The sequence below is a fragment of the Bacillus sp. MUM 116 genome (assembly GCF_001866655.1).
Classification (GTDB): Bacteria; Bacillota; Bacilli; order Bacillales; family Cytobacillaceae; genus Neobacillus.
Genome location: NZ_MLYR01000029.1, coordinates 70,378 through 93,904 on the forward strand (window position 1 = coordinate 70,378; position 23,527 = coordinate 93,904).

General features: G+C 37.9%; 24 protein-coding genes. 12 read left to right on the plus strand and 12 right to left on the minus strand.

Annotated elements, in window-relative coordinates; genetic code table 11:
- Positions 1–57 precede the first annotated feature (57 nt).
- Positions 58–1,140, minus strand: a complete 1,083-nt coding sequence (locus BIV60_RS08240) for a sulfate permease (RefSeq protein WP_071355242.1) — start codon at positions 1,138–1,140, stop codon at positions 58–60.
- 322 nt (positions 1,141–1,462) lie between these two features.
- A complete protein-coding gene (locus BIV60_RS08245; protein WP_071355243.1) occupies positions 1,463–1,966 on the minus strand; it encodes a hypothetical protein in 504 nt (167 codons plus the stop codon).
- A gap of 286 nt (positions 1,967–2,252) precedes the next feature.
- Between BIV60_RS08245 and BIV60_RS08250 the strand changes: the two genes are divergently transcribed.
- The 6 genes from BIV60_RS08250 (at position 2,253) to BIV60_RS08275 (ending at position 9,252) form a co-directional block, all read left to right on the plus strand.
- The gene (locus BIV60_RS08250) at positions 2,253–3,821 is read left to right on the plus strand and encodes a spore germination protein (protein WP_083402159.1); all 1,569 of its coding nucleotides are present in this window, start codon (positions 2,253–2,255) and stop codon (positions 3,819–3,821) included.
- An 11-nt stretch (positions 3,822–3,832) separates the two neighbouring features.
- A complete protein-coding gene (locus BIV60_RS08255; RefSeq protein WP_071355293.1) occupies positions 3,833–5,017 on the plus strand; it encodes a Ger(x)C family spore germination protein in 1,185 nt (394 codons plus the stop codon).
- The gene (locus BIV60_RS08260) at positions 5,014–5,241 is read left to right on the plus strand and encodes a hypothetical protein (protein ID WP_071355244.1); all 228 of its coding nucleotides are present in this window, start codon (positions 5,014–5,016) and stop codon (positions 5,239–5,241) included. The genes BIV60_RS08255 and BIV60_RS08260 overlap by 4 nt, the downstream gene beginning before the upstream one ends.
- A gap of 34 nt (positions 5,242–5,275) precedes the next feature.
- Positions 5,276–6,358, plus strand: coding sequence for a GerAB/ArcD/ProY family transporter (locus BIV60_RS08265; protein ID WP_071355245.1), 1,083 nt, complete (start codon positions 5,276–5,278; stop codon positions 6,356–6,358).
- 157 nt (positions 6,359–6,515) lie between these two features.
- On the plus strand, positions 6,516–7,904 hold the full coding sequence (locus BIV60_RS08270) for a TldD/PmbA family protein (protein WP_071355246.1): 1,389 nt from the start codon (positions 6,516–6,518) through the stop codon (positions 7,902–7,904).
- 4 nt (positions 7,905–7,908) lie between these two features.
- The gene (locus BIV60_RS08275; RefSeq protein ID WP_071355247.1) at positions 7,909–9,252 is read left to right on the plus strand and encodes a TldD/PmbA family protein; all 1,344 of its coding nucleotides are present in this window, start codon (positions 7,909–7,911) and stop codon (positions 9,250–9,252) included.
- Positions 9,253–9,354: 102 nt separating this feature from the next.
- On the opposite strand, the gene BIV60_RS08280 is transcribed toward BIV60_RS08275, so the two are convergent.
- From BIV60_RS08280 to BIV60_RS08290, 3 genes are all read right to left on the minus strand, one after another.
- Positions 9,355–10,263 carry a TIGR01777 family oxidoreductase gene (locus BIV60_RS08280; protein ID WP_071355248.1) on the minus strand — a complete coding sequence of 303 codons (909 nt, stop codon included), beginning with the start codon at positions 10,261–10,263 and terminating at the stop codon, positions 9,355–9,357.
- Positions 10,264–10,374: 111 nt separating this feature from the next.
- Complete coding sequence (locus BIV60_RS08285; protein ID WP_071355249.1) at positions 10,375–10,800, minus strand: hypothetical protein; 426 nt, start codon at positions 10,798–10,800, stop codon at positions 10,375–10,377.
- 92 nt (positions 10,801–10,892) lie between these two features.
- A complete protein-coding gene (locus BIV60_RS08290; RefSeq protein ID WP_256218343.1) occupies positions 10,893–11,414 on the minus strand; it encodes a DUF2179 domain-containing protein in 522 nt (173 codons plus the stop codon).
- Positions 11,415–11,584: 170 nt separating this feature from the next.
- On the opposite strand from BIV60_RS08290, the gene BIV60_RS08295 reads away from it, so the two are divergent.
- Positions 11,585–11,788 (plus strand): hypothetical protein, encoded by a 204-nt coding sequence (locus BIV60_RS08295; protein ID WP_071355251.1) that lies wholly within the window; start codon positions 11,585–11,587, stop codon positions 11,786–11,788.
- A 6-nt stretch (positions 11,789–11,794) separates the two neighbouring features.
- Here the strand turns inward: BIV60_RS08295 and BIV60_RS08300 are convergent, their stop codons facing one another.
- The 6 genes from BIV60_RS08300 to BIV60_RS08325 all read right to left on the minus strand — a co-directional run bounded on the left by BIV60_RS08300 (position 11,795) and on the right by BIV60_RS08325 (position 17,286).
- The gene (locus tag BIV60_RS08300) at positions 11,795–12,268 is read right to left on the minus strand and encodes a hypothetical protein (protein WP_071355252.1); all 474 of its coding nucleotides are present in this window, start codon (positions 12,266–12,268) and stop codon (positions 11,795–11,797) included.
- 200 nt (positions 12,269–12,468) lie between these two features.
- Positions 12,469–13,398 (minus strand): aldo/keto reductase, encoded by a 930-nt coding sequence (locus BIV60_RS08305; protein WP_071355253.1) that lies wholly within the window; start codon positions 13,396–13,398, stop codon positions 12,469–12,471.
- A 66-nt stretch (positions 13,399–13,464) separates the two neighbouring features.
- A complete protein-coding gene (locus tag BIV60_RS08310; protein ID WP_071355254.1) occupies positions 13,465–13,785 on the minus strand; it encodes a hypothetical protein in 321 nt (106 codons plus the stop codon).
- 139 nt (positions 13,786–13,924) lie between these two features.
- Entirely contained in the window at positions 13,925–14,833 is a 909-nt protein-coding gene (locus BIV60_RS08315; protein WP_071355255.1) for a DMT family transporter, read from the minus strand.
- A 120-nt stretch (positions 14,834–14,953) separates the two neighbouring features.
- Positions 14,954–16,123: a tryptophan synthase subunit beta gene (gene trpB / locus BIV60_RS08320; RefSeq protein WP_071355256.1), complete on the minus strand. Its 1,170-nt coding sequence runs from the start codon at positions 16,121–16,123 to the stop codon at positions 14,954–14,956.
- 212 nt (positions 16,124–16,335) lie between these two features.
- Positions 16,336–17,286: a ribose-phosphate diphosphokinase gene (locus BIV60_RS08325; RefSeq protein ID WP_256218344.1), complete on the minus strand. Its 951-nt coding sequence runs from the start codon at positions 17,284–17,286 to the stop codon at positions 16,336–16,338.
- A 370-nt stretch (positions 17,287–17,656) separates the two neighbouring features.
- Between BIV60_RS08325 and BIV60_RS08330 the strand changes: the two genes are divergently transcribed.
- The 5 genes from BIV60_RS08330 to BIV60_RS29555 all read left to right on the plus strand — a co-directional run bounded on the left by BIV60_RS08330 (position 17,657) and on the right by BIV60_RS29555 (position 21,967).
- Positions 17,657–18,418: an N-acetylmuramoyl-L-alanine amidase gene (locus BIV60_RS08330; protein ID WP_071355257.1), complete on the plus strand. Its 762-nt coding sequence runs from the start codon at positions 17,657–17,659 to the stop codon at positions 18,416–18,418.
- 312 nt (positions 18,419–18,730) lie between these two features.
- A complete protein-coding gene (locus tag BIV60_RS08335) occupies positions 18,731–19,963 on the plus strand; it encodes a glucosaminidase domain-containing protein (protein WP_071355258.1) in 1,233 nt (410 codons plus the stop codon).
- Positions 19,964–20,000: 37 nt separating this feature from the next.
- Complete coding sequence (gene ftsE, locus BIV60_RS08340; protein ID WP_071355259.1) at positions 20,001–20,681, plus strand: cell division ATP-binding protein FtsE; 681 nt, start codon at positions 20,001–20,003, stop codon at positions 20,679–20,681.
- Entirely contained in the window at positions 20,678–21,571 is an 894-nt protein-coding gene (gene ftsX / locus BIV60_RS08345) for a permease-like cell division protein FtsX (protein ID WP_071355260.1), read from the plus strand. Before ftsE ends, ftsX begins: the two co-directional genes overlap by 4 nt.
- Positions 21,572–21,799: 228 nt before the next feature.
- On the plus strand, positions 21,800–21,967 hold the full coding sequence (locus BIV60_RS29555; protein ID WP_177177249.1) for a hypothetical protein: 168 nt from the start codon (positions 21,800–21,802) through the stop codon (positions 21,965–21,967).
- A gap of 249 nt (positions 21,968–22,216) precedes the next feature.
- Here BIV60_RS29555 and BIV60_RS08350 read toward each other — a convergent pair whose 3' ends face one another.
- Complete coding sequence (locus BIV60_RS08350) at positions 22,217–22,870, minus strand: hypothetical protein (RefSeq protein ID WP_141770428.1); 654 nt, start codon at positions 22,868–22,870, stop codon at positions 22,217–22,219.
- Positions 22,871–23,527: the final 657 nt, after the last annotated feature.

Sequence of the window (23,527 nt, forward strand, 5' to 3'; positions counted from 1 at the left end):
GAAGGAAAAAATTTTGAAAATAAAAATGCTGCAGCTAAATCTTAGCTGCAGCATTTTTTAGATTCCCCCACCTTCATCATGGGTCGTACTATTTTCCTTTCGGACGTTGGAGGAAAGGCTTAACACTCCGAACCCCGCAATAAAAGTACTCAAGATGATAAAAATATTATACAAATTGGTTTGAATAAAGAGATTGATTAGCAGATAAGAGATCACAAGAGATGCTAATGGTGAAATCAGCCAAACCTTTAAAATCTTTTGAATGACGGATTTTTGCCAAATTCCAAACCCTTTCTGGGATACGCCGATTCCTAATATTCCGCAAGTGGTCACTTGTGTAAGGGGGATTGGCAGTCCGAAAAGGGATGCGACAGTCACTAAAGCCCCTCCTGTAAAGGAAACTGCGCTTCCTTCCAAAAGTGAAAGCTTCGTGATTTTTTTTCCGTTTGTTTCTATGACTTTGCCACCTAATAAAATCGCACCTATTGCTACAAAAAGACCGCCGATCCATATTCCTTTTGTTGCAGTGAGCATTCCGGCACCGACTAAGGGTCCAACCGCGTTTGCCACATTGTTCATCCCTGCAGAAAAAGCCTCAAAGCAGCCTCCTATTACAAGTAATATGGCCAGCCATTTTTTCCATTTTCCTTGTTTAGTCAGACTTGGCCACTGTTTTTCAGCTTTGTTGATCAGTTTCCCAAGGACAAAGGTTATTAAAAAAGAGACGATTGGAACAATAATCCAAAAAGCGACAATAACAGTAAGACTATCAAAATACAATTTTTTATAAGCAATCCCGGCACCGACAATGGCGCCAACTGTTACCTCACTGGTTGATAGCGGAATTCCCATCAGATTGGCGATAAATAAGGTTAGGGTTGCGGCGGCAAGGATTAAAGCAACCATTTCAATGCTGAGTATTGAAGTCGGAATAATTCCCTTACCAATTGTTTTTACGACCTCGCCCCCGCCAAGTATGGCTCCAAGAAAAGCAGCTATTGCCACAAGGACCATGGCCAATCGCTTATTCTTTATGGCCCCGGCACCATAGGCTGACCCCATTGAAGCAGCTGTACCACTTGCTCCGATATTCATTGCGAAAAAGAATGCGATGATAAATGCTATGTACGTCCAAAACATCCTCAATCTCCCCTTATACATTATTTAAAATTCCTAATGTTTTGAACTTTAATTCTTACTATTCAGATAGGAATAATTTATATGATGATTATTATACAGTCCATTTCAGCAATAATCAATTAGGAAAATTCAAATCTGGGTGAATTTTTTAAAATAATTTGAAATTTGCCATTAAATTGTAATTAAGGTTTGATGATAGACATGTTTCATGCCTTCGAAAGGGCCTGGAAGGACACTTTTTCGTTTTTCATCCGGATTTTGTCCCTCCTGAGGGCAAAAAAAAAGCATACTTTTTCAAGCACGCTCTTCAAAATCAGGTTAGCTATTTGCTTCCCTGTTTTTCCCAATACTCGTATATAAATTCTTTAAAGATTTCATTTAATCGAGCCTTTTTTTGTGATTTTAACCACTCCACCTGGTCAATCGGCAGTCTCAATTTTAAACTAATATTTTCATCAGGCATTTCCACTTTCCTAATTTCCTCGATCGTAATGCCTTCTTCAATATTTGGAAACCACGAGTCATTTTCGTTCACTCGCTGGAATCCTTCATACTCATCCAAATCATCCATTTCACAAAACAAATTGAGCTGTGGTAATCCCCCTGAAAGGATTTTTACATGCATGATTGATTGGATGGTTCTCCCATTCTCTAATTCTATTTCCATAATAAGCGTATCTTCTTTGTTATATTTTTTTACCGCAACCTCACTTACAATTAATCCCAATTCTAAAGTAACCCCATCACTTCTTTCAAAAATATAAATGGCGCTATTAAAAATGTGGATACTCTCACCATCAACTTTTACTGACTTTACACTAACCATTACAATTCCTCCAAAGAGCTCTTCCACTCCAAATATATTCGATAAATCTAATTTTATAAAAAAATTGCTTTTTCTTCAAAAAAAAATATAAAACCACACTAGTATTGGAACTAGTGAGGAATTTAAAAATATATATAAGATATTTGCAAGATAATAGTTCCTTTTTCTAAATAGTGTATTTTAGCCGAAATTTCATTACTACATGAATATAGACCCAACTGTTTTGCATAGTAATTCTTCCTTAGGAAAAAATAGCCTTGAATATACATTCAAGGGGAATCATGGGATGAATTTTAAGGAAAAAAAATATAAATATCAAAGTCTTCGTATGAATGAATTACTTTATAAATTACCTGAAATACCGTTAATTAAAGAGTTGAATAAAAATATAGATTACCTAAAATCTGCTTATAAAGACTGCTCAGATGTTGTTTTTCGCGAATTTATCATCGGAAGTCAGATAAATGCTGTTCTTCTTTACATAGATGGACTCTCAAATACGGAAGAGATTGATCAACATGTCCTCATGCCTCTTACAAGAATGAAGTCCCTGAATCCTGATACGCCAATGGAAATAGTAAAAAACGAAATGGCTGTTTCAGATATAAAGGAAATCCACACCATTTCCGATGTCTTCAAACAAATCTCTATTGGAAACCCAATTATACTGATGGATCAACAAACAAACGGATTTTCCCTTGGGTTACCAATGTGGGAAAAACGCGGAATTGAGGAACCTTCAGCGGAATCGGTAGTTCGCGGACCCCGGGAAGGATTTGTTGAAACATTACGTGTCAATACTTCCCTATTACGCAGAAAGATACGCCATCCTTCATTTAAAATGAAACAAATGGATATCGGTCGTTTAACTGAAACGCAAATAATTGTTGCATATATGGAAGGAATAGCAGACAGCACCTTAATCAAAGAGGTTACCAATCGGTTAATGCGAATTGATATTGACGGCATTTTGGAAAGCGGTTATATCGAAGAGATGATCCAAGATCGACCATTTTCTCCTTTTCCGCAAATTTTAACAACGGAACGTCCCGATGTAGCAGCCTCTTGTCTTTTAGAAGGACGCATTGTCATATTAATTGATGGAACTCCCTTCGCGCTGATTGCCCCGTGTACTTTTGCCAGTATGTTACAAGCACCAGAGGATTACTATAATTCTTTTTTTATCAGTACTTTTATCCGTTGGTTACGTTATATTTTCTTTTTTATTGCTTTGCTTGCACCTTCTGCTTATGTAGCGGTCCTAACCTATCACCAAGAAATGATTCCAACCTCTCTTCTCTTAACCATTGCCGAAAGTCGTGAACAAATCCCCTTTCCGGCATTGATTGAGGCGTTTATTATGGAAATCACCTTTGAAGCATTGCGTGAAGCAGGGATAAGATTGCCAAAACAAGTGGGAGCTGCTGTAAGTATAGTGGGAGCCCTTGTCATCGGACAAGCTGCAACTTCTGCGGGACTCGTATCATCACCGATGGTTATGGTAGTGGCGATTACAGGGGTGGCATCATTTTTGATGCCAAGATATGCGACTGGAGTTTCGATTCGTTTACTTCGCTTTCCAATCATGATTATATCCGGCATGTTAGGTTTACTTGGCGTAATGCTTGGGATTACAGCGATTGTTGCGCACCTTTGTACCCTTCGATCATTCGGGGTTCCATACTTAAATACGTCGGCAAAACTAAAGATTCAAAATTTCAAAGATGTACTCATCCGTGCTCCGTGGTGGGCAATGGATACACGTCCTGAGCTTTATTCATCTGAAGCGAGTACATTAAGACGAAAATCTCCCGGTCAAAAGCCTGGTCCAAGCAAAAGCGGCGAGGAAGGTTGAGTGATTTCGCAATGTATAAAAAAAAATCTATAAATCTAACTCTCCTGATTTGCTCGTCTATATTAATTCTAACAGGGTGCTGGGACCGAACGGAAGTAAATGATTTAGCCCTCATTATGGCATCTGGAATTGATAAAGGTAAAGAAAATAATATTGAACTTTCCGTCCAGGTATTTATTCCTAGACCGGCGGAAGGCGGACAACAAAGTGGCATGTCAAGCGGTGCGAGCAGTGGTCAAACCTTTGTGCGGTCCGCTGAAGGCGAAACCATCGCTGATGCGATGGCGCGCCTTCAAGAGGAACTGACAAGGAAGATATTTTGGGGTCAAAATGAGGTGCTTGTGATTGGTGAGAAGCTTGCCAAAGAAGGGTTAAGTGATCAAATTGATTTTTGGGTACGGCATTCGGAGCCTCGAATAAGAGCCGATGTTTTTATTTCAAAAGGAAAAGCAAAGGAAATTTTAGAAGCGAAACCTGAATTGGAAAGAGACATAGCCCAACAACTTCGTGAAATGGTAAAAACACAAATTGGTGTGAAAGTAACCGTTAAGGATTTGGCGCAAATGTTATCAAGTGAATCGGATGCAGCCGTTCTCCCATGGGTTGAGGGGTTGTCTCCATCACATCTTGGTTTAAACAAGGAGAGAATTCCTTTCGTTAATGGAGTAGCCGTATTTAAAGGAGATAAGCTGGCGGGACGCTTAAATGATAAAGCCACAAGGGGAATTCTATGGCCAAGAAATGAAATGAGAACAGGTGTTATTACTATTTCTTTTAAAAATGAACCGGGCTATATTTCTTTAAATTTGTTAAGAAGCCATAATCAGTTAGTTCCAACCATAAAGAATGGAAAATGGAAAATGCGCATTAAAACGGATGCTGGTTTAGATGTGATTCAAAATACAACCAACCTTAGTTTAATGAAGCCGGCAAATATAAAGGAAGTCGAACATATGGCAATACAGGAAATTGAGGATCGGGAACGATTAGCTTTTACTGAAGCCCAGAAAAAATTGAATGCAGATATCTTTGGTTTTGCAGAGGCGTTCCAACGAGAATACCCTGAAGTATGGAAAACTAGAAAAAATGAATGGAATAAAATTTTCCGTGAGGTAGACATTTCTTTTAAAACAAACGTACAAATTGAAAGAACCGGTTTAGCATCCGGGAAAAGAAATATAGGTGAAACAAAATGAAAGTAGTAGAAATAGTAGGTGTAACAGCCCTTTTGTTGCTTCTCTATCTGTATGAACGGCCAAAACTGAAGGAAAATGGGAAAAAAGTTCAAAAATCATTTTTTGCGTTCATCGTGTTTGACTGGTTCCTCGCTGTAACACTCATTTTATTTCCTAAAATTCCTGGGCCGGGAGATTTAATTGACTTTATTTATAAATCAATTGGATCCTTTTGGGAAACATAACGCTATCACCATCATTTGGAAAGGAATGAAATAAATGGTCGAAAAAGGCAGGATTTCCTACTTGCAAATGGCACTCATTATGTATGCAACAGTTGTAGCAACCGCTATTCTTTACATTCCATTTATCACTGCACAGCATGCCAAGCGTGATTTATGGCTATCACCCATTTGGGGTTCAATGAGTGGTTTTTTAATCGTATTTATAATCCTTAAACTATATAAGCTATACCCAAAGAAAACACTGATCGAATATAGCGAGCTCATCCTTGGTCAAATTCTTGGAAAGTTCATTAGCTTCATTTACTTGTTCTTTCTATTACATGATACGGCCATCGCATTTAGGGAATACGGTGAATTTGTTGAAAGTGCCTTTTTGCATAAAACTCCGATGGTTATTGTTATTGCAAGTATTGCCCTTTCATGCGCGATTGCAGTGCATGGCGGTATTGAAACAGTAGGAAAATGCGCTACGATTTTTTTGCCAATTGTTTTGGCCCTTTATATCCTAATCTATGTTTTTCTAATTCCTGATCTGAACTTTAAAAATTTATTTCCAATTATGCAAGATGGGTTGATACCCTCTGTTAAAGGCTCCCTTGCACCACATGCATGGTTAAGTCAATTTTCATTGTTGTCCTTCTTGCTCCCATTTTTAACGAATCAAAAAAATGCAATGAAATGGGGAATGTTATCCGTCTTGGCATGTGTTCTAACAATGGTTTTTATTAATCTCGGAAATCTTTTTTTATTTGGGGAAATTATTACAAATATACAATTTCCAGTGTTTGAAGCAGCAAGGTTTATTAGTATCGGTTCCTTCTTTGAGCATATTGAGTCCATTGTCATAGCCGTTTGGGTTCTTGGTGGTTTTGTGCAGCTTTCCTCTTTTTTTTATATGCTCGTCCTTGGGACTGTACAATGGCTGGCAGTGCCCAGTTACAAACAAATGGTGCTGCCGATTTGTATTTTAATCATCCTATTTTCGGAATGGTCCGTCCCTTCGTTTCAGATTATGATTCAAGGTATGAATACAACTGTCCCATTTTATTTTTTAACGGTTCAGCTATTAATTCCTATTTTACTCCTATGTGTAGCTCTCATCAGAAAGCGTGTTTAATAATCCTTACTAGTAATCCAAATAGTGAGGATTATTTTAATTAGCATATTTCAAGAATAACTATTTTTCCAAATTAACACATTTCTTTTGTATGATAAAGTATTCAGAACATATAATCAAAGAGGATACAATACTTTTTTAAAAAAAGGGGGACCCTATGCTTAGTAAATCTTTAATTGATGACGTACTTACAGCTGTTTTGTCTAGCGGAGGTGACTTTTCAGAAATCTTTATGGAGGATCGCTTCACCAATAATATGTCACTACGAAGCGGTAAAGTAGAAACATGTCTTTCCGGTCGTGACTTTGGTATTGGCATCCGTGTTTTTAAAGGATTACAGAGTGTTTATGCCTATACAACTGATTTTCGGAAGGAAAGCCTTTTGAAGGCAGCCAAAAATGCAGCACAGGCCATTAGCGGTGATTCAATCATCCAACCTGCCCCGTTCATCCAAGAATCCTTCGAATCTATTCATCCTGTTCAACTCATGCCTCTTGAAGTGGATAAATCAAGAAAAATTGCCATTATGAAAAAAGCTTTTGATACAGCCAAAAACTATCATTCTAGTATTTCACAAGTTACCGTCCGCTATATGGATGAAGAACAAAATGTCCTGATTGCCAATTCAGATGGGAAAATCATTGAAGATAAACGAGTACGCTCCCGCCTGGCGATTCAAACTGTAGCAGTTCGGGACAACCTAATGGAAACCGGTTTCTATGGTCCTGGAGCCCATCAAGGGTTTGAATTTATTGAGAACCTTAATATGGAGTATTATGCAAATGAAGCGGCTCGCATCGCCGTGACGATGTTAGATGCCAGTCCGTGCCCAAGCGGGAGGTTCCCTGTCATTATTGATAATGAATTTGGCGGCGTAATTTTTCATGAGGCATGCGGTCATGGCTTAGAAGCAACCGCTGTGGCGAAAAACAACTCCGTGTTCGCGAACCGCATTGGTGAACGGGTTGCACCGGAAATCGTTACATACATCGATGATGGGACATTAACAAATGAATGGGGATCCATCAATATTGATGATGAAGGGGAAAAGGCACGGAAAAACGTCCTGATTGAGAATGGTATTTTAAAAGGTTATTTGATTGATAAATTTAATTCACGAAGGATGGGAATGGAGTCAACGGGTTCTGGCAGAAGGCAATCCTTCCGCTTTGCTCCAACATCACGGATGACCAACACGTATATTGCTCCGGGAAAATCTACACCTGCAGAGATTATCGATAATACCGAACATGGTATTTATACGAAATATATGGGCGGCGGACAGGTTAATCCTGCTACTGGCGATTATAACTTTGCTGTTGCCGAAGCGTATGAAGTGAAAAATGGAAAAATCGGTAAACCACTAAAGGGTGCAACCTTAATCGGAAATGGTCCAAAAACTTTACAAATGGTCGATATGGTCGGGAACAATTTAGGGCATGGTGCCGGGATGTGCGGTTCTTTGAGTGGTAGTATTCCGGTGAATGTGGGTCAGCCAATGATTCGGGTCAGCGAAATGACGGTCGGCGGGACAAAGGGGGAATAAACGAATGAATATTCAAGAATTCCAAGCGAAGCTTTTTTCTCAAGCGGTGGTTAGCGGTTTTACCGATGTAGAAATTTATTTGGAAATGAAAGAGGTTTTTGGCTGCCAGGTTTTCAAGGGCGAAATTGACCAATATGAAATCGCCGAAGATGTAGGCGTTTCTTTCCGTGGAGTAATCGATGGGAAAATGGGGTATGCCTATTCGGAAAAATTAGATGAGGCCTCTATCCCCTACTTGATCGCAAATGCAAAGGAAAATTCCATCTGGTTTCAGGATGATGAAGTAGAAGAAATCTATGCAGGAAGCAGTCAATATGAAAATGGTAACTTTTATTCTGCGTCCTTGACTCAAGTGACAATTCCAGAAAAAATTCAATTTATTCGAGAAATTGAACGTGAATTGTATTCTTTAGACCCAAGAATTGCAGCTACTGATTATTGCGGGATTCGGACAGAGTCCATCACTCGTAATTTGATTAATAATAAAGGTTTGTCGTTGCGTGATCAAATGAATTATTTATATGTTTGGGTAGAAGCCATTGTTAAAGATGGAGAAGAAACGAAAACAGGGTCCGAATTTGTTGTAACAAAGGACTTCCATAGCTTAAATGCGAAAGATATCGCAAAAAAAGCCGCAGATGAAGCACTTTCCCAACTAGGATCGAAGAATATTGAGAGCAAAGAATATCCGATCCTTTTGCGAAATGATGCGGCTGCTCAGCTTTTATCGACGTATTCTCCTAATTTTTCAGCAGAAAATACACAAGCGGGTGTTTCCTTTTTAAAAGATAAGCTTGGTAAGCAAATTGCTGGGGGTAAGATAACGATTGTTGATGATCCATTTTTAGAAGATGGTCTGGCGAGTCGAACTTTTGATAGTGAAGGTGTTGCTTCTTCTATGTTGACATTAGTAGAGGATGGAATTTTGACATCGTTGCTGCACAATCAGAAAACGGCCAAGAAAGATGGAACGGTTACTACAGGGCATGCGCATAAAGATTCGTATAAAGGTGCGGTAAAGGTGGGACCATCGAATTTATATATTGAGCCTTCTTCTTCCTCTTTTGAAGATTTGCTGGCTGCCATGGGTGAAGGTGTCCTGATTACTGGTCTATCCGGTTTGCATTCTGGTGCGAATACTGTTTCTGGTGATTTTTCGCTTGCAGCGAATGGGTATTTTGTTAAAGATGGAAAAATTGCATTCCCGGTTAATTTGATGACGATTGCCGGTAATTTTTATCAGCTATTACAGGACGTTAAGGAAATTGGCTCGGATTTAACGTTCCCGCTTTTGCCAGTAGGAGCTCCGTCGGTTTTAGTGAGTTCGTTGTCGGTGACCGTGGAATAAGTTTAGGGCCCGTCCCCACTTAATTCTTGTGGTGGGGACGGACTTTGTACCTTCTAGATCGACCAAAACAAGATTAATCAGATTTCCTGTTTGCTCCAATATCTATGAGAATGAATAGAATAAATCGTTTAATGCTGGTTCCAATACAGGGAACTTAAACTCAAAACCTTCATCCAATAAAACTTTGGGGATCACCTGTTGTCCTTCAAGAACCAGTGAACTTTTTTTCCCAAGAGCTGCCTTCATTAGGAATACCGGTACCGGAAACCAGTGCGGGCGGTGTAAAACGGCACCAATCGTCTTGCCGAACTCTTTCATCCTTTTTGGATTCGGAGCAGTAACATTAACAGGACCAAATAACCGAGAGTTTTCAATTGCAAAAATAATGGCGCGGACAACATCTGTTATGTGTACCCAAGATACCCATTGCTCCCCTGAACCAACTGTCCCACCCAAAAACAATTTATATGGCAAAGCCATAAGAGGTAGAGCCCCACCTTCCTTTCCCATTATTACACCAAACCTCATAAACACAGTACGAATGCCAAATTCCCTCATCTCTGATGATTTTCTCTCCCAATCATGAACTGTTCGTCCAAGAAAATCATCTGCCACTTCCAATGATTGTTCAGTATAAACCATTTGATTCGATGCAGGATAAATTCCGATGGCACTAGCATTTATGAAAACGGATGGTTTTTTTGAAAAAGCTTTAACGATTCTTACCAACTCATCAGTCGCTTTCATGCGGCTTTCATAGATTTGTGTTTGATGTTTTTCCGTCCAACGGCCATCATTGATGGATACCCCAGCAAGATTGATGACCACATCTGCCCCACCAATTTCCTTTTCAGGGTATGAACCTTCCGAAAGCCATTGAACAAACTTAATTGGTCCGTCCGTTTCTTTTTCTTTTCTCGTTAAAATAATGATTTCATGGCCATTTTTAGGTAGAAGTTCCGTTAATTTTTTCCCAATAAATCCTGAACCACCTGCTATTATAATTTTCATGGTTCCCTCCAATCAAGATAAGGTTCAAATAGAATACCTGTATCAAATCTATGTATCTTCTAGTTTTCCCGTTTTGACTCATTCTTGCAACATAAAAATAGCCAGCGGCGATTATTTTTGCTGACCAGTTTTTCTTTCCTTTAAAATGGCTTGAATGATCTCAATATGAACAGCGGCCCATGATTTTTCGTAAAAGTGGATGATGACACTGTATAGAAGGATAATTAATGAAATAATCGCAAAAATCGCCCATACCATACTATGGTCTTGAAAAACAAAATCTTGTAATTGCTTTGCAAATATGACTAATAACCATGGTATCGTGGAGACAAGAATCGGGATCATACCCGACCCGTTTTTCTCCTTAACCATACAATAATAAATTCTTTTTAATGTTTCGGTATCAATGGAATGATAGAAATTTTGGATTTCTCCTATTTCTAAAAGCCTTTTAATTTCTTTGAAGGATGGGTCATCATTCGAGGCTTTTTTTAATTGAAGATAAATTTTATGTGCATCTCCGCGAAATGAAAACATAGTTTGTCCTCTTTCTTCCAATAAAATTCCTTAATTAAAGGCTTTGCAAATACGTTTCCATTTATTCATCCGTTTATACTGAACATATATTGTTAAAAAGTACCCTTCCCCCAAAATCCTTCTTGGAAATTTTTTAATTCATAGGATATGACGAAAGCATTTGGGGACATTTTATTAATTATTTTCAGCACTTTTTGTTCGTGCCTACGTTTCACTAATACCTGGATGACGGTTCGTCTCCCGCTTTTTTCGTCTGCTGTCCAGGATGCCACTCCGAACCCCTGCCTTTTTAGTGCATGAGGGAGCTCAAAATCAAAAGAATGGACAATGGCTTGTACAGTAACATAACCCAAAGCAAGAAATTCTTCTATTTTACCTCCTAAATAAACCCCCAAACCCCAGCCAGCGCAATAGGCAATCATATTGGATGGTTTATTAAGATTATCAAGAAAGATTGTTAAACCAACTAAATAAACATACACTTCCAGCATCGAAATAATGGAAGCCCAAACTTTTTGACCTTTAATCACCAGCAGCATCCGTAATGTAAAGAAGGTCACATATAAAATATTAATGACAATAATGATGAAAATAATCGGTTCTAAACCAAACAAAAAAACACCCCCACACTTCACCATATTATTTCATGATAGAAAACATGCTTTCTATTGAATAAAAGGTAAATAGGTGTGGGGGATTTTTACAAAAAAAATAACAAAATCTTTATAGGATATGATTCATTTTTATTGAATTATATACGTAAGAAATATAAAGGGGGAATTGGATGATGAAACTTCAAAGAACCTATTTTATGATTGATGATTTAATTTTCGAAGTAAAGGATCCAGAAATTTCGCTTAAACGTATTCGAAATACACAAGTTAAAATTGAAAATGAAGAATATAAGATTCTTCGAAAACAATTCGATGAAAATCTTTTTAATATCGAAAAAAGACCAGATGGGTGGTTTATTACGGAGAAAGAGTAACCCCCGTCAATCGTTATTTCTTAGAATATGATCCACTGTTGTTTTCATCGTATAAATGACCGTTTTTTTGTAGCGTGCTGCGATCAGCAGCACTCTTATTTGTTCGGAGCGGGATAAATTGTTAAAACGGGGTTCTTGTTTTAAAAAGGAACGAACGATGGACCAGCTTGGCGGCATTAAAGGAAAGTCATCCAGTGGTTGTTTTTTCCATATTCGATAAAACAACGAAATAATTCCGGTGGAACTGCTTTTATCGACAATACATGGAGCATAAATATTTTTGGTGTGTTTTTTAAGAGATTCAAATCGGTCTTGCCCACTTAGAATCGTGTAGCTGCCATCCTTCCGATTTTTTTTAACCACCAACACAAACATGCAGTCCCACATTAATCTTTGAAGTTTCTTAATGTGCTCGGTAATTTTTTGTGATATGTCTGGTTTGATTTTGTTAATGGGGATATACTGAATGGTAAATTTCATTCCGGCCCCTCCTGTTCATTTATGCATTTCCCAAAATTTACGGGATATTCTCAGATGACTAGTTGTACAATGGATGGAAGCATCTTTTAGATTATTTGTATGAAATAAACGCATGTCACATACGAAATAAAAATGATAATAGGTTATCCACCTGTTATTACGACTAAAAAGCCAGGATGATACCATCCCGGCCTATTTCATTATGCTTTAAAGATTTGATCGATTTCTTGAATTTCTTCCGCCGTTAACTGAACTTCCAGCGTTTTAAGATTTTTTAACACCTGATCTGCTCTTTTTGCACCAGGAATTACAACATCGATCACATCACGGGTTAAATACCAGGCAAGCACGACATGAGCAACTTCGGCGTCCTTTTCGTTGGCTATTTTACTAATTTGCTCTACTTGATCCAACGTTTTCACAAAAAGTTCTTTTTGAAAAAACTTTCCGCGCTTTTCTTCCAAATTTGTATTTTTATTATATTTTCCCGTTAACAAACCTGAGGCTAAAGGGAAATAAGGAATATATGAAATCCTATGTTCGTCAACATATGGGAACAATTCTTTCTCCGCATCGCGATTTAAGAGATTATATTCCCCTTGGTAGACATCAACGTACCCATCTTTGTTCGCTTCTTGCAGCTGTTCAAATGAAAAATTGGAAACCCCGATGGCTCGAATTTTCCCCTCGTCCTTTAATCGTTTTAACGCACCGACGGCTTCATCCTTTGGCGTTTCCTTGTCTGGAAAATGGATATAGAATAAATCGATATAATCGGTTTGCAATCTTTTTAAAGCCTCATCCACTGATTCTTTCAAAAAAATCGGCGAATTATCCATCACGATTTCGTTCCCTACTAGTTTATGGGCGGCCTTTGTTGCAATGACAACTTCTGAGCGGTTCCCTCTTTCCTTTACCACTTCTCCGATGATTTCCTCGGACCGTTTTGGCCCATATATGTAAGCCGTATCTAAAAAACTGATCCCATTTGCAAGCCCTGTTTGAACTAACGCTCTCCCTGCTTCTTCATCCAGATTTGGAAATAAGTTATGACCGCCTACCGCATTTGTACCAAGACCAATAGGATTCACCTTTAACCCTGTTCTTCCAATTTGAACTTGCATTGTCATTTCCAATCATCTCCTCTCATCTTTTTCATGATACCAAATTTTGGTGGAGGAGGGATAAAATATGCCTTATTCCTGTATTTCTTTTATTTGTTCGCGGATTTTTTCCAGGTCTTTTAATGACAGGTCTCCGAGCGATTTTTTAATTTCTTCTTCAATTATTTTTTTGTTGCTTTCTCGATATCGACTCCACCAGTCGCGAAGACCTACAGTGCTGTCCAATAAGTATTCTATATCTAACTCTTCCAAGTCATCGTTTGTTAAATAATTCATGACGGCTGCAAGCATTCGAGAAAGATCAGCAGATTCATCTTCTTTTTCCTCATTTAAAAAAACAACATTTGATTCTTCATCAGTTGTCTCGTCGTTTTGTGCTGCTTTTCTTGGCATCATGATCCTCCTTACCATTTTTCAATAGTATGACCATTAAATAATTTTCCGTTTCATATAAAAAAAGGAGCCAATCCTGGATTGACCCCATTTTATGCTATTGCTATTTTTGGCTTGTAGTTAAATTAGAAACCTTATCTCATGCATCAACCGTTAAGCCGTTCTTCTGCTGCAATTCATGTTTCTTTCCAGAATGATTCACAAAATAAATACTAATGACAATAAGAATTAACCCAATAAAAAGTGAATACGTAAATTTTTCACCCAAAAACACAGTTCCGAGTAAAACAGAAATAAGCGGGACAAGAAAGGTGAAGGATGCCACTTTTGTTGCCTCTCCTGAATTGACCAATTTAAAATAGAGAATGAAAGCTGCCGCTACCCCTAATACAGCTCCGTACAATAATCCGAATAGGTAGGTTCCATTCCAAACGATATTGGACCAGCCTTCTGTAACAGTACCGACTCCCGTGAGAACAAATCCACCGATTAGACATTGCATGGCCACCAACCATAGAGAATCGACCTTATGGCTGACTTTTTTCACATAAATAACACCAAGCGCCCATGAAATAGCGGTGATTAATGCTAAAACAATTCCCAAAACGGAAACATGGCCAGAAAATCCTTCTGAACTTACAGCCGCAACGCCAAAGAATCCGATGAGAAGTCCTGCTACTTTGAGGGTGGACATTTTCTCACCTAACCATAACCATCCCAACAGTCCAATTAAAACAGGTTGGAAATAGACGAGAACCGAGAACAATCCACCCGGCAAAAAGTTCAAGCCGATTGTTTGTAATCCAAAAAAGAGAAATGTATTAAAAAAGGCAGAAGTACAATACGTCCTCCAATTTTCACGCCATTTCATTTTTTTCCATTGTGGAATTAACAAGATGGCTAAAATCAATCCTCCTATAAGTGGCCGCATCCCAGCAAATAATATAGGTGGAGTGTAAGATAATGCCAGTTTATAGATTGGCCAGCAAAATCCCCAAATAAGAACTAAACTTGAAATCGAAGCAAATGTTTTGAATGAAAAACTCATTATGTTCCCACCTGTTCGTAAGCATTGTGTTGTATTCATTTGTTCGAAAAAATATTAAAAAGTTTTCAAAAGAAAAATCCCTAGACCAGGGATTTTTCTTTTGAGTAGATACTATTTTATTTAGTTATTTTTTAACATATGAAAAACTTGTTCTACATCTTTATCGCCACGGCCGGAAAGATTTACTACCAAAATATCATCCTTGGATAGTTCTGTTGCTAATTTAATTGCATGGGCAACAGCATGTGAGCTTTCTAAGGCAGGAATGATTCCTTCTGTTTTAGACAATACCTGGAATGCTTCTAACGCTTCCTGTCCTGTTACTGTCACATATTCCCCTCTGCCGCTAACTTTTAAGTGACTGTGTTCAGGACCTACACCCGGATAGTCAAGTCCCGCCGCAATCGAATAAGTAGGCTGTGGCTCGCCATTCTCATCAAGCAAAGTAAGGCATTTGAAACCATGGATGATAGCTGGAACCCCTTCTGTTAATGTTGGTGCTTCTGCCGGTTCGACTCCAATTAACCTTACATCTTTTTCATCAATATAGTGAGCAAACGCACCAATGGCATTGCTTCCGCCGCCGGTACAGGCAATCACAGCTGTTGGGAGTTTCCCTTCCTGCTCAAGAATTTGCCGTTTTGACTCTTCACTAATGATCGATTGGAAATGTTTGACCATGGTTGGATACGGATGCGGGCCAACAGCAGACCCAAGTAAGTAAAAAGTATTTTTATAGTTTTGTACTAAGTCTGCCAAAGCTTCGTCAACGGCATCCTTCAGACGGCCTTGCCCTTTTTCTACGGGAACGACCTTAGCACCTAGTAATTCCATTCGGAAAACATTTAATGCCTGGCGCTCAGTATCAAGTTTGCCCATGTATATAATACATTCCATATCGAACATTGCGCATGCTGTCGCGGTGGCTACTCCATGCTGTCCGGCACCTGTTTCAGCAATAATTCTTTTTGCTCCCATTCTTTTGGCAAGAAGAATTTGTCCGATGGCATTGTTGATTTTATGTGCGCCTGTATGATTTAAATCTTCCCGTTTTAAATAGATCTTTGCGCCGCCAACTTTACGTGTTAAGTTTTCTGCAAATGTGAGCGGGTTTTCTCTTCCGATGTATTGCTTTAGGTAAAATTTAAATTCTTCCTGGAATTCAGGATTATCTTTATATCGCAAAAATTGTTCCTCTAAGTGATCCATTACTTCTTGGAGATTTTCTGGAATAAAACTTCCGCCAAATTCACCAAAATAACCTTTGTTTTCTGTACTCAAGCTCGTCATACTCTACTCGTCTCCCTCTCCACTTTTTCGATTAATTATACTCCTTTAGAGTGAATCTTCCAACTATTTTGTTTTCCCCCCTGCTTTTTTAGAAAAGTATCTCTCCAACTACATTGCATGGACACTGCTCCCGAGCAATCCAACCACTGTTTTAATAAAAGAAAGGTATCCCCTTTTAGAAAACAGGGATACCTTATATTAGAAGCATAAACCTATTCAAATAATGGACTTACTGCTTTTTCGTTGTGAATTCGATCAATTGCCTCTGCTAGTAACGGGGCAACCGATAAAACCGTAATTTTATCAATCAGTTTTTCTTTAGGAATATCAATTGTGTTCGTGACGACTAATTCTTTAATCGGGGAGGATTGAATTCTGGTAATTGCCGGTCCTGAGAGAACCGGATGGGTACAGCAGGCAAAAACCGCTTTTGCACCTGCCTCTACCAAAGCATTCGCCGATAAAGTAATGTTGGAGGCTGTGTCCACTAAGCCATCAATAATAATTGCATTTTTCCCTTCAACATTCCCAATAATATTCAATACATCAGACACATTGGATTCCGGGTTCCTGCGGTCAATTAAGGCTATAGGAGCATTCAATGGTCCTGCCAATTTTCTCGCTCTGGTCACGACACCATTATGTGGTGCAACCACTACAATATCTTCTAATTCTTTTTTCTTAAAATACTCGGCCAGGATCGGAATACCCGTTAAGTGATCGACCGGGATGTCAAAAAAGCCTTGTTCTTGCGGTGAATGGAAGTCGATTGTAAGCAATCGGGTTGCTCCCGCTTTTTGTAATAGATTCGCAATCAGTTTCGCTGTGATCGGTTCCCGCGACCGTGCTTTTCGGTCCTGACGTGCATAGCTATAGTAAGGCATTACCACATTGATTCTTTTTGCGGAAGCTCTTTTCATGGCATCAATCATAATGAGAAGCTCCATGATATGTTCATTATTCGGCTGGGAAGTGGATTGAATTAAATACACGTATCCTCCGCGAACACTTTCTTCTACATGTATTTGGATTTCCCCATCGCTAAAGCGTGTAGTGGAGTTCTTTCCCAGCTCGCAGCCTAAAAGCTCAGCTATTTCAGCTGCCAGCTTAGGATTTGAATTTAAAGCAAACATTTTAAACCTCTGATGTAGATGATATGTCACCTTTAAACCTCCATACTTTGTTCCGTCTTTTTTAATCTTTTTCTAAATTTATTTTACATGAATTAAAGGAATAGCGATAGCAATTGAACCTCCCCAATCCCTCCCCTAAAATTCTATCGTATTTTTAAGGAAGAAGAATTCTGTCATTGGTTGTTAATTTCACATTTCTTTGTTATTCACATATAAAGCCAAGCTTATACTTGTATTACATTAAGAAACACAAATCTTAAGCACTAATATATTTGTGGTTGATTCTTTTTTAGTTTGGACTTTATTACGATCAGCTTTATAGCATATTTTTTGACCATTAGTATTTTTGTACAAGCATTTCATCAATAAACCAATATGCTAGGATTGGAGGTGATGAAAAATGGTCAAAATTTTTATCGATCCCGGACATGGAGGTTCAGACACAGGTGCTACAGGAAATGGTCTGCAGGAAAAAAATCTTACTTTAAAAATCGCTACGACTTTAGGAGATATTTTAGTTAATGAATATGATGGTGTTACCGTCAAATTAAGCAGAACAGGTGATGAGACAGTAAGTTTAACTGAAAGAACTGATGCTGCAAATAATTGGAAGGCAGACTATTATCTTTCAATTCATATAAATGCCGGCGGTGGGACAGGCTTTGAAAGCTATATTTATCCAGGTGTTGGTGCCCCTACTACCACATACCAGGATATTATTCATGGCGAAGTGCTAAAAGTTGTGGATTTCGTTAATCGAGGTAAAAAGTCAGCTAATTTCCACGTTTTACGGGAATCCCATATGCCGGCATTGTTAACGGAAAATGGGTTTATCGATACTGCGAGTGATGCGGCAAAACTAAAAGACGCTAGTTTCTTAACGAAGATTGCTAGAGGACATGCGAATGGATTAGAAAAGGCCTTTCAATTAACGAAAAAACCTACTGTTCTGTATAAAGTGCAAATTGGTGCCTTCAGTAAAAAAGCAAATGCAGACGACCTTGCCACCAAGGCAAAAGCAAAGGGCTTCGACGCTATTGTTATTTTAAAAGATAGTCTGTACAAAGTCCAAATTGGGGCGTTCGCAACAAAAGCAAATGCAGACGATTTAGCCGCCAAAGCGAAGAATGCTGGGTTTGATGTGATGGTGTATGAAGAGTAGCTTTTTGAAAAATCAGCAAGTAATTAAATTACTTACTGATTTTTTTATAAATAACCGAAAACTGGATAAATCTACCACACTACTAATAAGCTTTGGTCTTCATGCTGCATAAAAAGACCATTTTTACACATCCCCCCTCCGTTGAAACAAGATTGTTTACTAAGCGTTACAAAATCTACATGGTATTTTATTCCTAGTTCTGTTAATATCAAAAGGAAGATACATATAGTACCATTTTGTATTTGTTGAATTTATAATATTAATCTAATACATAAGCAATCCATTAAACTATAAAAAGGCAGGAAATGAACAATGGATAAAAAGAAAATATTATTATCTGCTTGTTTTCTTACCTTCATGACAGCTCCGCTAGCAGCAAGTGCAGAGAGCATTAACTCTCCCCCCTCTCAAGATTCAAAAAAACAAATCGAATCTGATCTTAAAGCAGTTAAAATACAAAAACTTTTAGTCCAAGAAGAAATAGAGGCAACTGCAAAGAAAATAAAAGAACTTGATAAACAAATTACAGAATCAAATGCAAAACTGCAAACAAAAGAGAATGAGTTACATAAAATTCAAGCTGAAATGAACCGCCTAAATAAGGAAGAAAAAAGAATCACTACTTTACTGAATAATAGAAAAGATGAATTTAAAGACCGGGTTGCTGCCTATTATCGAACGGATGGTCAAATGTCCTTCTTAAATGTAATTCTGTCAGTTAATAGTTTCGGAGAGTTTATTGATCATTTTTTTGCATATGACAAAATCGTCAACGAAGATAAGCAATTTATTGAAAAGTACATTGCAGATCAAAACGAAGTAGCAAACATTAAAGAAAAAGTCCAAACATTGAAAGAGTCTACAAGTAAAGAAAAAGCAGATCTAGAAGCGATAAAAGTAAGCCAAGAGCACAGCAAAAAAGAAAAAGAAAAATTGGCTAAGGTCCTGGAAAAGAAGAAAAAACAATTAGAAAAAGAAGAACAAGAAAAAACCATTGCCCTTGAATTATTGCAAAAAAATGAAAAGGAAATTCAATCATGGGTCAATAATCGTAACAGCGAAAAAGCAGCTAATGGTCAAGTGATCAACTCCATCATCGCCCCATTTGTTGCTGATTCACAAAAACTTCAACAGAAAACCGGAGTACCCGCTTGCATTACGCTGGGCCAAATCATTTTAGAAAGTTCGGGCAGCTATAATGGTTTATCCGGCCTTGCTTATAACGCAAAAAATTTATTTGGCATTAAAGGAAAAGGCACAGCAGGTTCAGTCAAAGTAGAAACAACCGAATACGTAAATGGAGAAAAAATCGTCATAACGGCTGAATTTGCCAAATATAAAACCTATTATGATAGTATGCTAGACCATGCTAATCTATTATTGACGTCAAGGTATCAAAAATATTTAAAGGATGTTACGAATATTGTAGACTATGCCCATGGTATTCATGATGCCGGATATGCGACTGACCCGGAATATGCAAATAAATTACTTAAGATTATCTATCAGTATGATTTATGGAAATTAGATATTCCAGTTGAATAGTTCATTCAATCACCTTTTGAAAAGAGGTTTGAGTACATTGATTCAGTTTCAGGAAGTAACAAAAATCTATCCCAATGGCGTGCATGCCCTAAGAAACATCAATCTTCAAATCACAAATGATGAATTTGTGTTAATAATCGGCGAGAGCGGTGCGGGTAAATCAACCCTTATTAAATTATTAACAAGGGAAGAAAAACTGACAAGCGGTGAATTAACGGTAAACGGAATGAACATATCTTCGTTAAAAGAAAAGAGAATTCCCCAGCTAAGACGATCAATTGGGATGGTCTTTCAAGACTTTCGTTTGTTATCAAAAATGACCGTTTATGAGAATGTTGCTTTTGCACAAGAAACCATTGGGGTACCGATGAACCAAATTCGTGACAATGTATTTCATGCACTTAAAATGGTTGGTCTTGAAGCGAAAGCAAGTCACTTTCCGAGAGAATTGTCCGGTGGAGAACAGCAGCGGCTCGCAATCGCAAGAGCAATTGTCAACCATCCGAAAATGATTATTGCGGATGAACCGACTGGAAATTTAGATAGCAAAACTGCTTGGGAGATCATGAAGGTTTTTGAAGAGATTAACAAACTCGGCACGACCATCATCATGACAACCCATAATAAAGAGTTTATTGAGCAAACATCTAAACGAGTCATTTTAATCGATAATGGGAGCATTCTTCGAGATCAACATAGGAAGGTGCGAACAAGTTGAAAAAGGATACTTACTTAAATCGCCACATCAAAGAAGGAATGAATAATTTTAAAAGGAATGGCTGGATGACTGTTGCTTCCGTCAGCTCCTTAACTTTGATGATCTTCCTCATTGGATTTACCTTTTTACTGTTGTTAAATTTAAACCATATGACAACAAAAGTAGAGAATAATGTAGAGATACACGCCTATCTAAAAGATGTCAATTCAGATGACGTTAAAAATTTAATTAACACCATTCAAACATTCGATCATGTCTCCTCTGTTACGTTCATCTCCAAACATAAAGGCCTTGAAAGTTTTATGAAAAACTTGGGTGATGAAGGAGGAGCTTTTCAAACATTAAAGAATGATAATCCATTAAATGATGAATTGGTGATTAAAACAGCACAGCCGAAAGATGTAGCGAGCGTTGCCAAGAAAATAGAAAGCTTGCCATTAGTGGATAAAACAGCGTACGCAAAAACTGTTGTAAGCCACTTAGTTACGGCAACAAAAATCGCCCGCTTAGCCGGGACGATCTTTATTATTGGACTTACCTTCACTGCCGTTCATTCTGTCACGAATACAATAAAAATAACGGTTTTAGCGAGGAAAGAAGAAATTCAACTGAGGAAATTGATTGGAGCAACAAACGGTTTTATTCGTATTCCATTTTTTATTGAAGGGTCTATCATCGGACTTTTAGGGGCATTTGTTGCAAGTATTCTTATTCTGATTGGCTATTACTTTGTTTTCATCTATTTTAGTAAATATATCAATCTAGACTTTATTGAATTGCTGTCCCCACTCCCGCTGATTCCAATTTCCTGTTTGATTCTTCTAATTTTTGGGATCTTCATTGGAATTATGGGAGCCACATCATCATTAAGGCGAATATTAAGGGTTTAAACATAATTTGATTTTACGAATAGATTTTCACAAGCAAAAAAGATACACTGGGATAAAAAAGTGCCAAATGAATTGCCGTTTGGTACTTTTTCTTTTCCTGCCATGACTCTTATCTCCTGCGCTGTTTTAAATGCATGTTAAAAACTTGATTTGTATACAAAAGCATTGTAAACGATTACAACATGCGATATACTAATACAATATTATAATTTGAAAGGTGAAGACAACATGAGAGAATACATTTTTCTTCTTGATGAATCTGTTGATTCTCGAGAAGTTAAGATTAAAGCAGCAGGAATGATGGAAGCCTTCAAAAAAGCAAAGGAATTTCGAAAAAAAATTATGGTAAATACCAAGAAAAATGTTCGTATGATGTTTAAATGTGTTAAGTATTAATTAAATAGTAGAAAATTAGGAAAATAGACTAGTTAGAAAAGAGAGTTGATAACTTGTTATCAAAACTTTATATGGATCAATAAAGGAGAACACTTGTGATGATCACAGGAAGGTGTTCTCCTTTTATTTACCCATCACCTATATTGGTCCCAATCTAGTTGCTGAGAATGAAGTCAACCAGGTTCACACGTAACCGCACCTTTGATGTATATAAGAATCGCCTTCCCTTGACGCCCCCTTGTCAAAAAGTTACTTTTTCTTTCCGTTGTTTGTTTTTTGCTCCTTACGACTTGCGGCCTTTTCTTTTGCAGCTTGAGAAACTTGTTGTCCGTGGTTGGTTCTTGTTGTTGCTGTTGATTTTTTTGATGCAGCCGGTGCTGTAGGAGTTGTCGTTTTCTTGCTCGTCCAGCCAGTCTTAGTAGTTTTTGCATGCGATACTGTGTTTGGAACAGTTGTTTTTGTCCCTGCGGTAGTTGGCTTTGAACTGATAGTCTCTGGTTTTGAACTGCTTGTCTTTGAAGTAGCACGAACAGTTGTCGTTTTCTTTTGAATTGCTGTATTGGCTTTATTGCTCTTGCTGTCACTTGGATAAGAAGTTTTAGTGAAAGTAATAGGATTGGAATTCGTAACTTGCATTTCTTTAATAACTGTTGTTATTGTTCGGTCATTCAAAGCTGTTTCTGCTTTTGTTTTTTGTAAAGAAACTTTCAGCGTTGTTTTCTCTTGATTGATGTTATTCGCTGTTTTTTGCGTTGGGACCTCGCCCTTATTTCTCTCATTGTTTGAGTTATCCACTAAATTTTTCTTTAGAACATTCCCCTTTTTTTCTGACTGGTTTATCTTATCTCCTGTTTGTTTTTCTCTGGAGAGGGTTGAATCCATTCCTTGTGTTATTTGTTTCATCGTATGATCTCCGAACAAAGCGTTAGTAACAGAAAACGTAACCGATCCGACTAACACCATAGTAAGAGCTCCTTTGGTTAGGTTGTTCATTTGTTTCCCCTTTTAACTTTCTATGTACGATTTCCTTACAAACTTCGACCAACAGAAATCATTTGTGAGGGTAAAGTGACTAGTCATATTTTCTTATTTCACCTTCAACCTTCAAAGCAATTTTACCCAATATGTAGTCCATTACCATCAAAATTTCAAAACATCTCCCCCTACCCCCATAATCCAGCAACGATAACCTAACCTTTTTAAGGCAGTCAATTTTTGTCGAAAAACAATGTCCACTGGAGACGGACATTCAGTTAAAAAGTCCACGGGCGGTGCCTGTCACTGGAGGAGTTATATGAATCGAATTTTTAGATGGATGGTTCGGTCGTTGTTTGCGCCTGTTACGGGAAACGGCGGAGCGGTGGCGAGTACACTTGGTTTTTTCTTGGGTTTTTTACCTTTATATAGTGCCAGAATTCCATTAATGCTGGCACTTTCGCTCATATTTCGTTTAAATATTATCGCTCTTTTTTTTGGAACGTTGATCACCATTTTTATTCCGATGGTTCGTCATTTGCCGTTCCTTAATTTAGATATTTGGGAAGGATATATGAATCGTTG

Excerpts from the sequence above, each read along its gene's own strand:
- BIV60_RS08240 (WP_071355242.1), bottom strand. The coding sequence starts at position 1,140 with ATGTTTTGGACGTACATAGCATTTATCATCGCATTCTTTTTCGCAATG.
- BIV60_RS08245 (WP_071355243.1), bottom strand. The coding sequence starts at position 1,966 with ATGGTTAGTGTAAAGTCAGTAAAAGTTGATGGTGAGAGTATCCACATT.
- BIV60_RS08250 (WP_083402159.1), top strand. The coding sequence starts at position 2,253 with ATGAATTTTAAGGAAAAAAAATATAAATATCAAAGTCTTCGTATGAAT.
- BIV60_RS08255 (WP_071355293.1), top strand. The coding sequence starts at position 3,833 with ATGTATAAAAAAAAATCTATAAATCTAACTCTCCTGATTTGCTCGTCT.
- BIV60_RS08260 (WP_071355244.1), top strand. The coding sequence starts at position 5,014 with ATGAAAGTAGTAGAAATAGTAGGTGTAACAGCCCTTTTGTTGCTTCTC.
- BIV60_RS08265 (WP_071355245.1), top strand. The coding sequence starts at position 5,276 with ATGGTCGAAAAAGGCAGGATTTCCTACTTGCAAATGGCACTCATTATG.
- BIV60_RS08270 (WP_071355246.1), top strand. The coding sequence starts at position 6,516 with ATGCTTAGTAAATCTTTAATTGATGACGTACTTACAGCTGTTTTGTCT.
- BIV60_RS08275 (WP_071355247.1), top strand. The coding sequence starts at position 7,909 with ATGAATATTCAAGAATTCCAAGCGAAGCTTTTTTCTCAAGCGGTGGTT.
- BIV60_RS08280 (WP_071355248.1), bottom strand. The coding sequence starts at position 10,263 with ATGAAAATTATAATAGCAGGTGGTTCAGGATTTATTGGGAAAAAATTA.
- BIV60_RS08285 (WP_071355249.1), bottom strand. The coding sequence starts at position 10,800 with ATGTTTTCATTTCGCGGAGATGCACATAAAATTTATCTTCAATTAAAA.
- BIV60_RS08295 (WP_071355251.1), top strand. The coding sequence starts at position 11,585 with ATGATGAAACTTCAAAGAACCTATTTTATGATTGATGATTTAATTTTC.
- BIV60_RS08300 (WP_071355252.1), bottom strand. The coding sequence starts at position 12,268 with ATGAAATTTACCATTCAGTATATCCCCATTAACAAAATCAAACCAGAC.
- BIV60_RS08305 (WP_071355253.1), bottom strand. The coding sequence starts at position 13,398 with ATGACAATGCAAGTTCAAATTGGAAGAACAGGGTTAAAGGTGAATCCT.
- BIV60_RS08310 (WP_071355254.1), bottom strand. The coding sequence starts at position 13,785 with ATGCCAAGAAAAGCAGCACAAAACGACGAGACAACTGATGAAGAATCA.
- BIV60_RS08315 (WP_071355255.1), bottom strand. The coding sequence starts at position 14,833 with ATGAGTTTTTCATTCAAAACATTTGCTTCGATTTCAAGTTTAGTTCTT.
- trpB (WP_071355256.1), bottom strand. The coding sequence starts at position 16,123 with ATGACGAGCTTGAGTACAGAAAACAAAGGTTATTTTGGTGAATTTGGC.
- BIV60_RS08330 (WP_071355257.1), top strand. The coding sequence starts at position 17,657 with ATGGTCAAAATTTTTATCGATCCCGGACATGGAGGTTCAGACACAGGT.
- BIV60_RS08335 (WP_071355258.1), top strand. The coding sequence starts at position 18,731 with ATGGATAAAAAGAAAATATTATTATCTGCTTGTTTTCTTACCTTCATG.
- BIV60_RS29555 (WP_177177249.1), top strand. The coding sequence starts at position 21,800 with ATGAGAGAATACATTTTTCTTCTTGATGAATCTGTTGATTCTCGAGAA.
- BIV60_RS08350 (WP_141770428.1), bottom strand. The coding sequence starts at position 22,870 with ATGAAACAAATAACACAAGGAATGGATTCAACCCTCTCCAGAGAAAAA.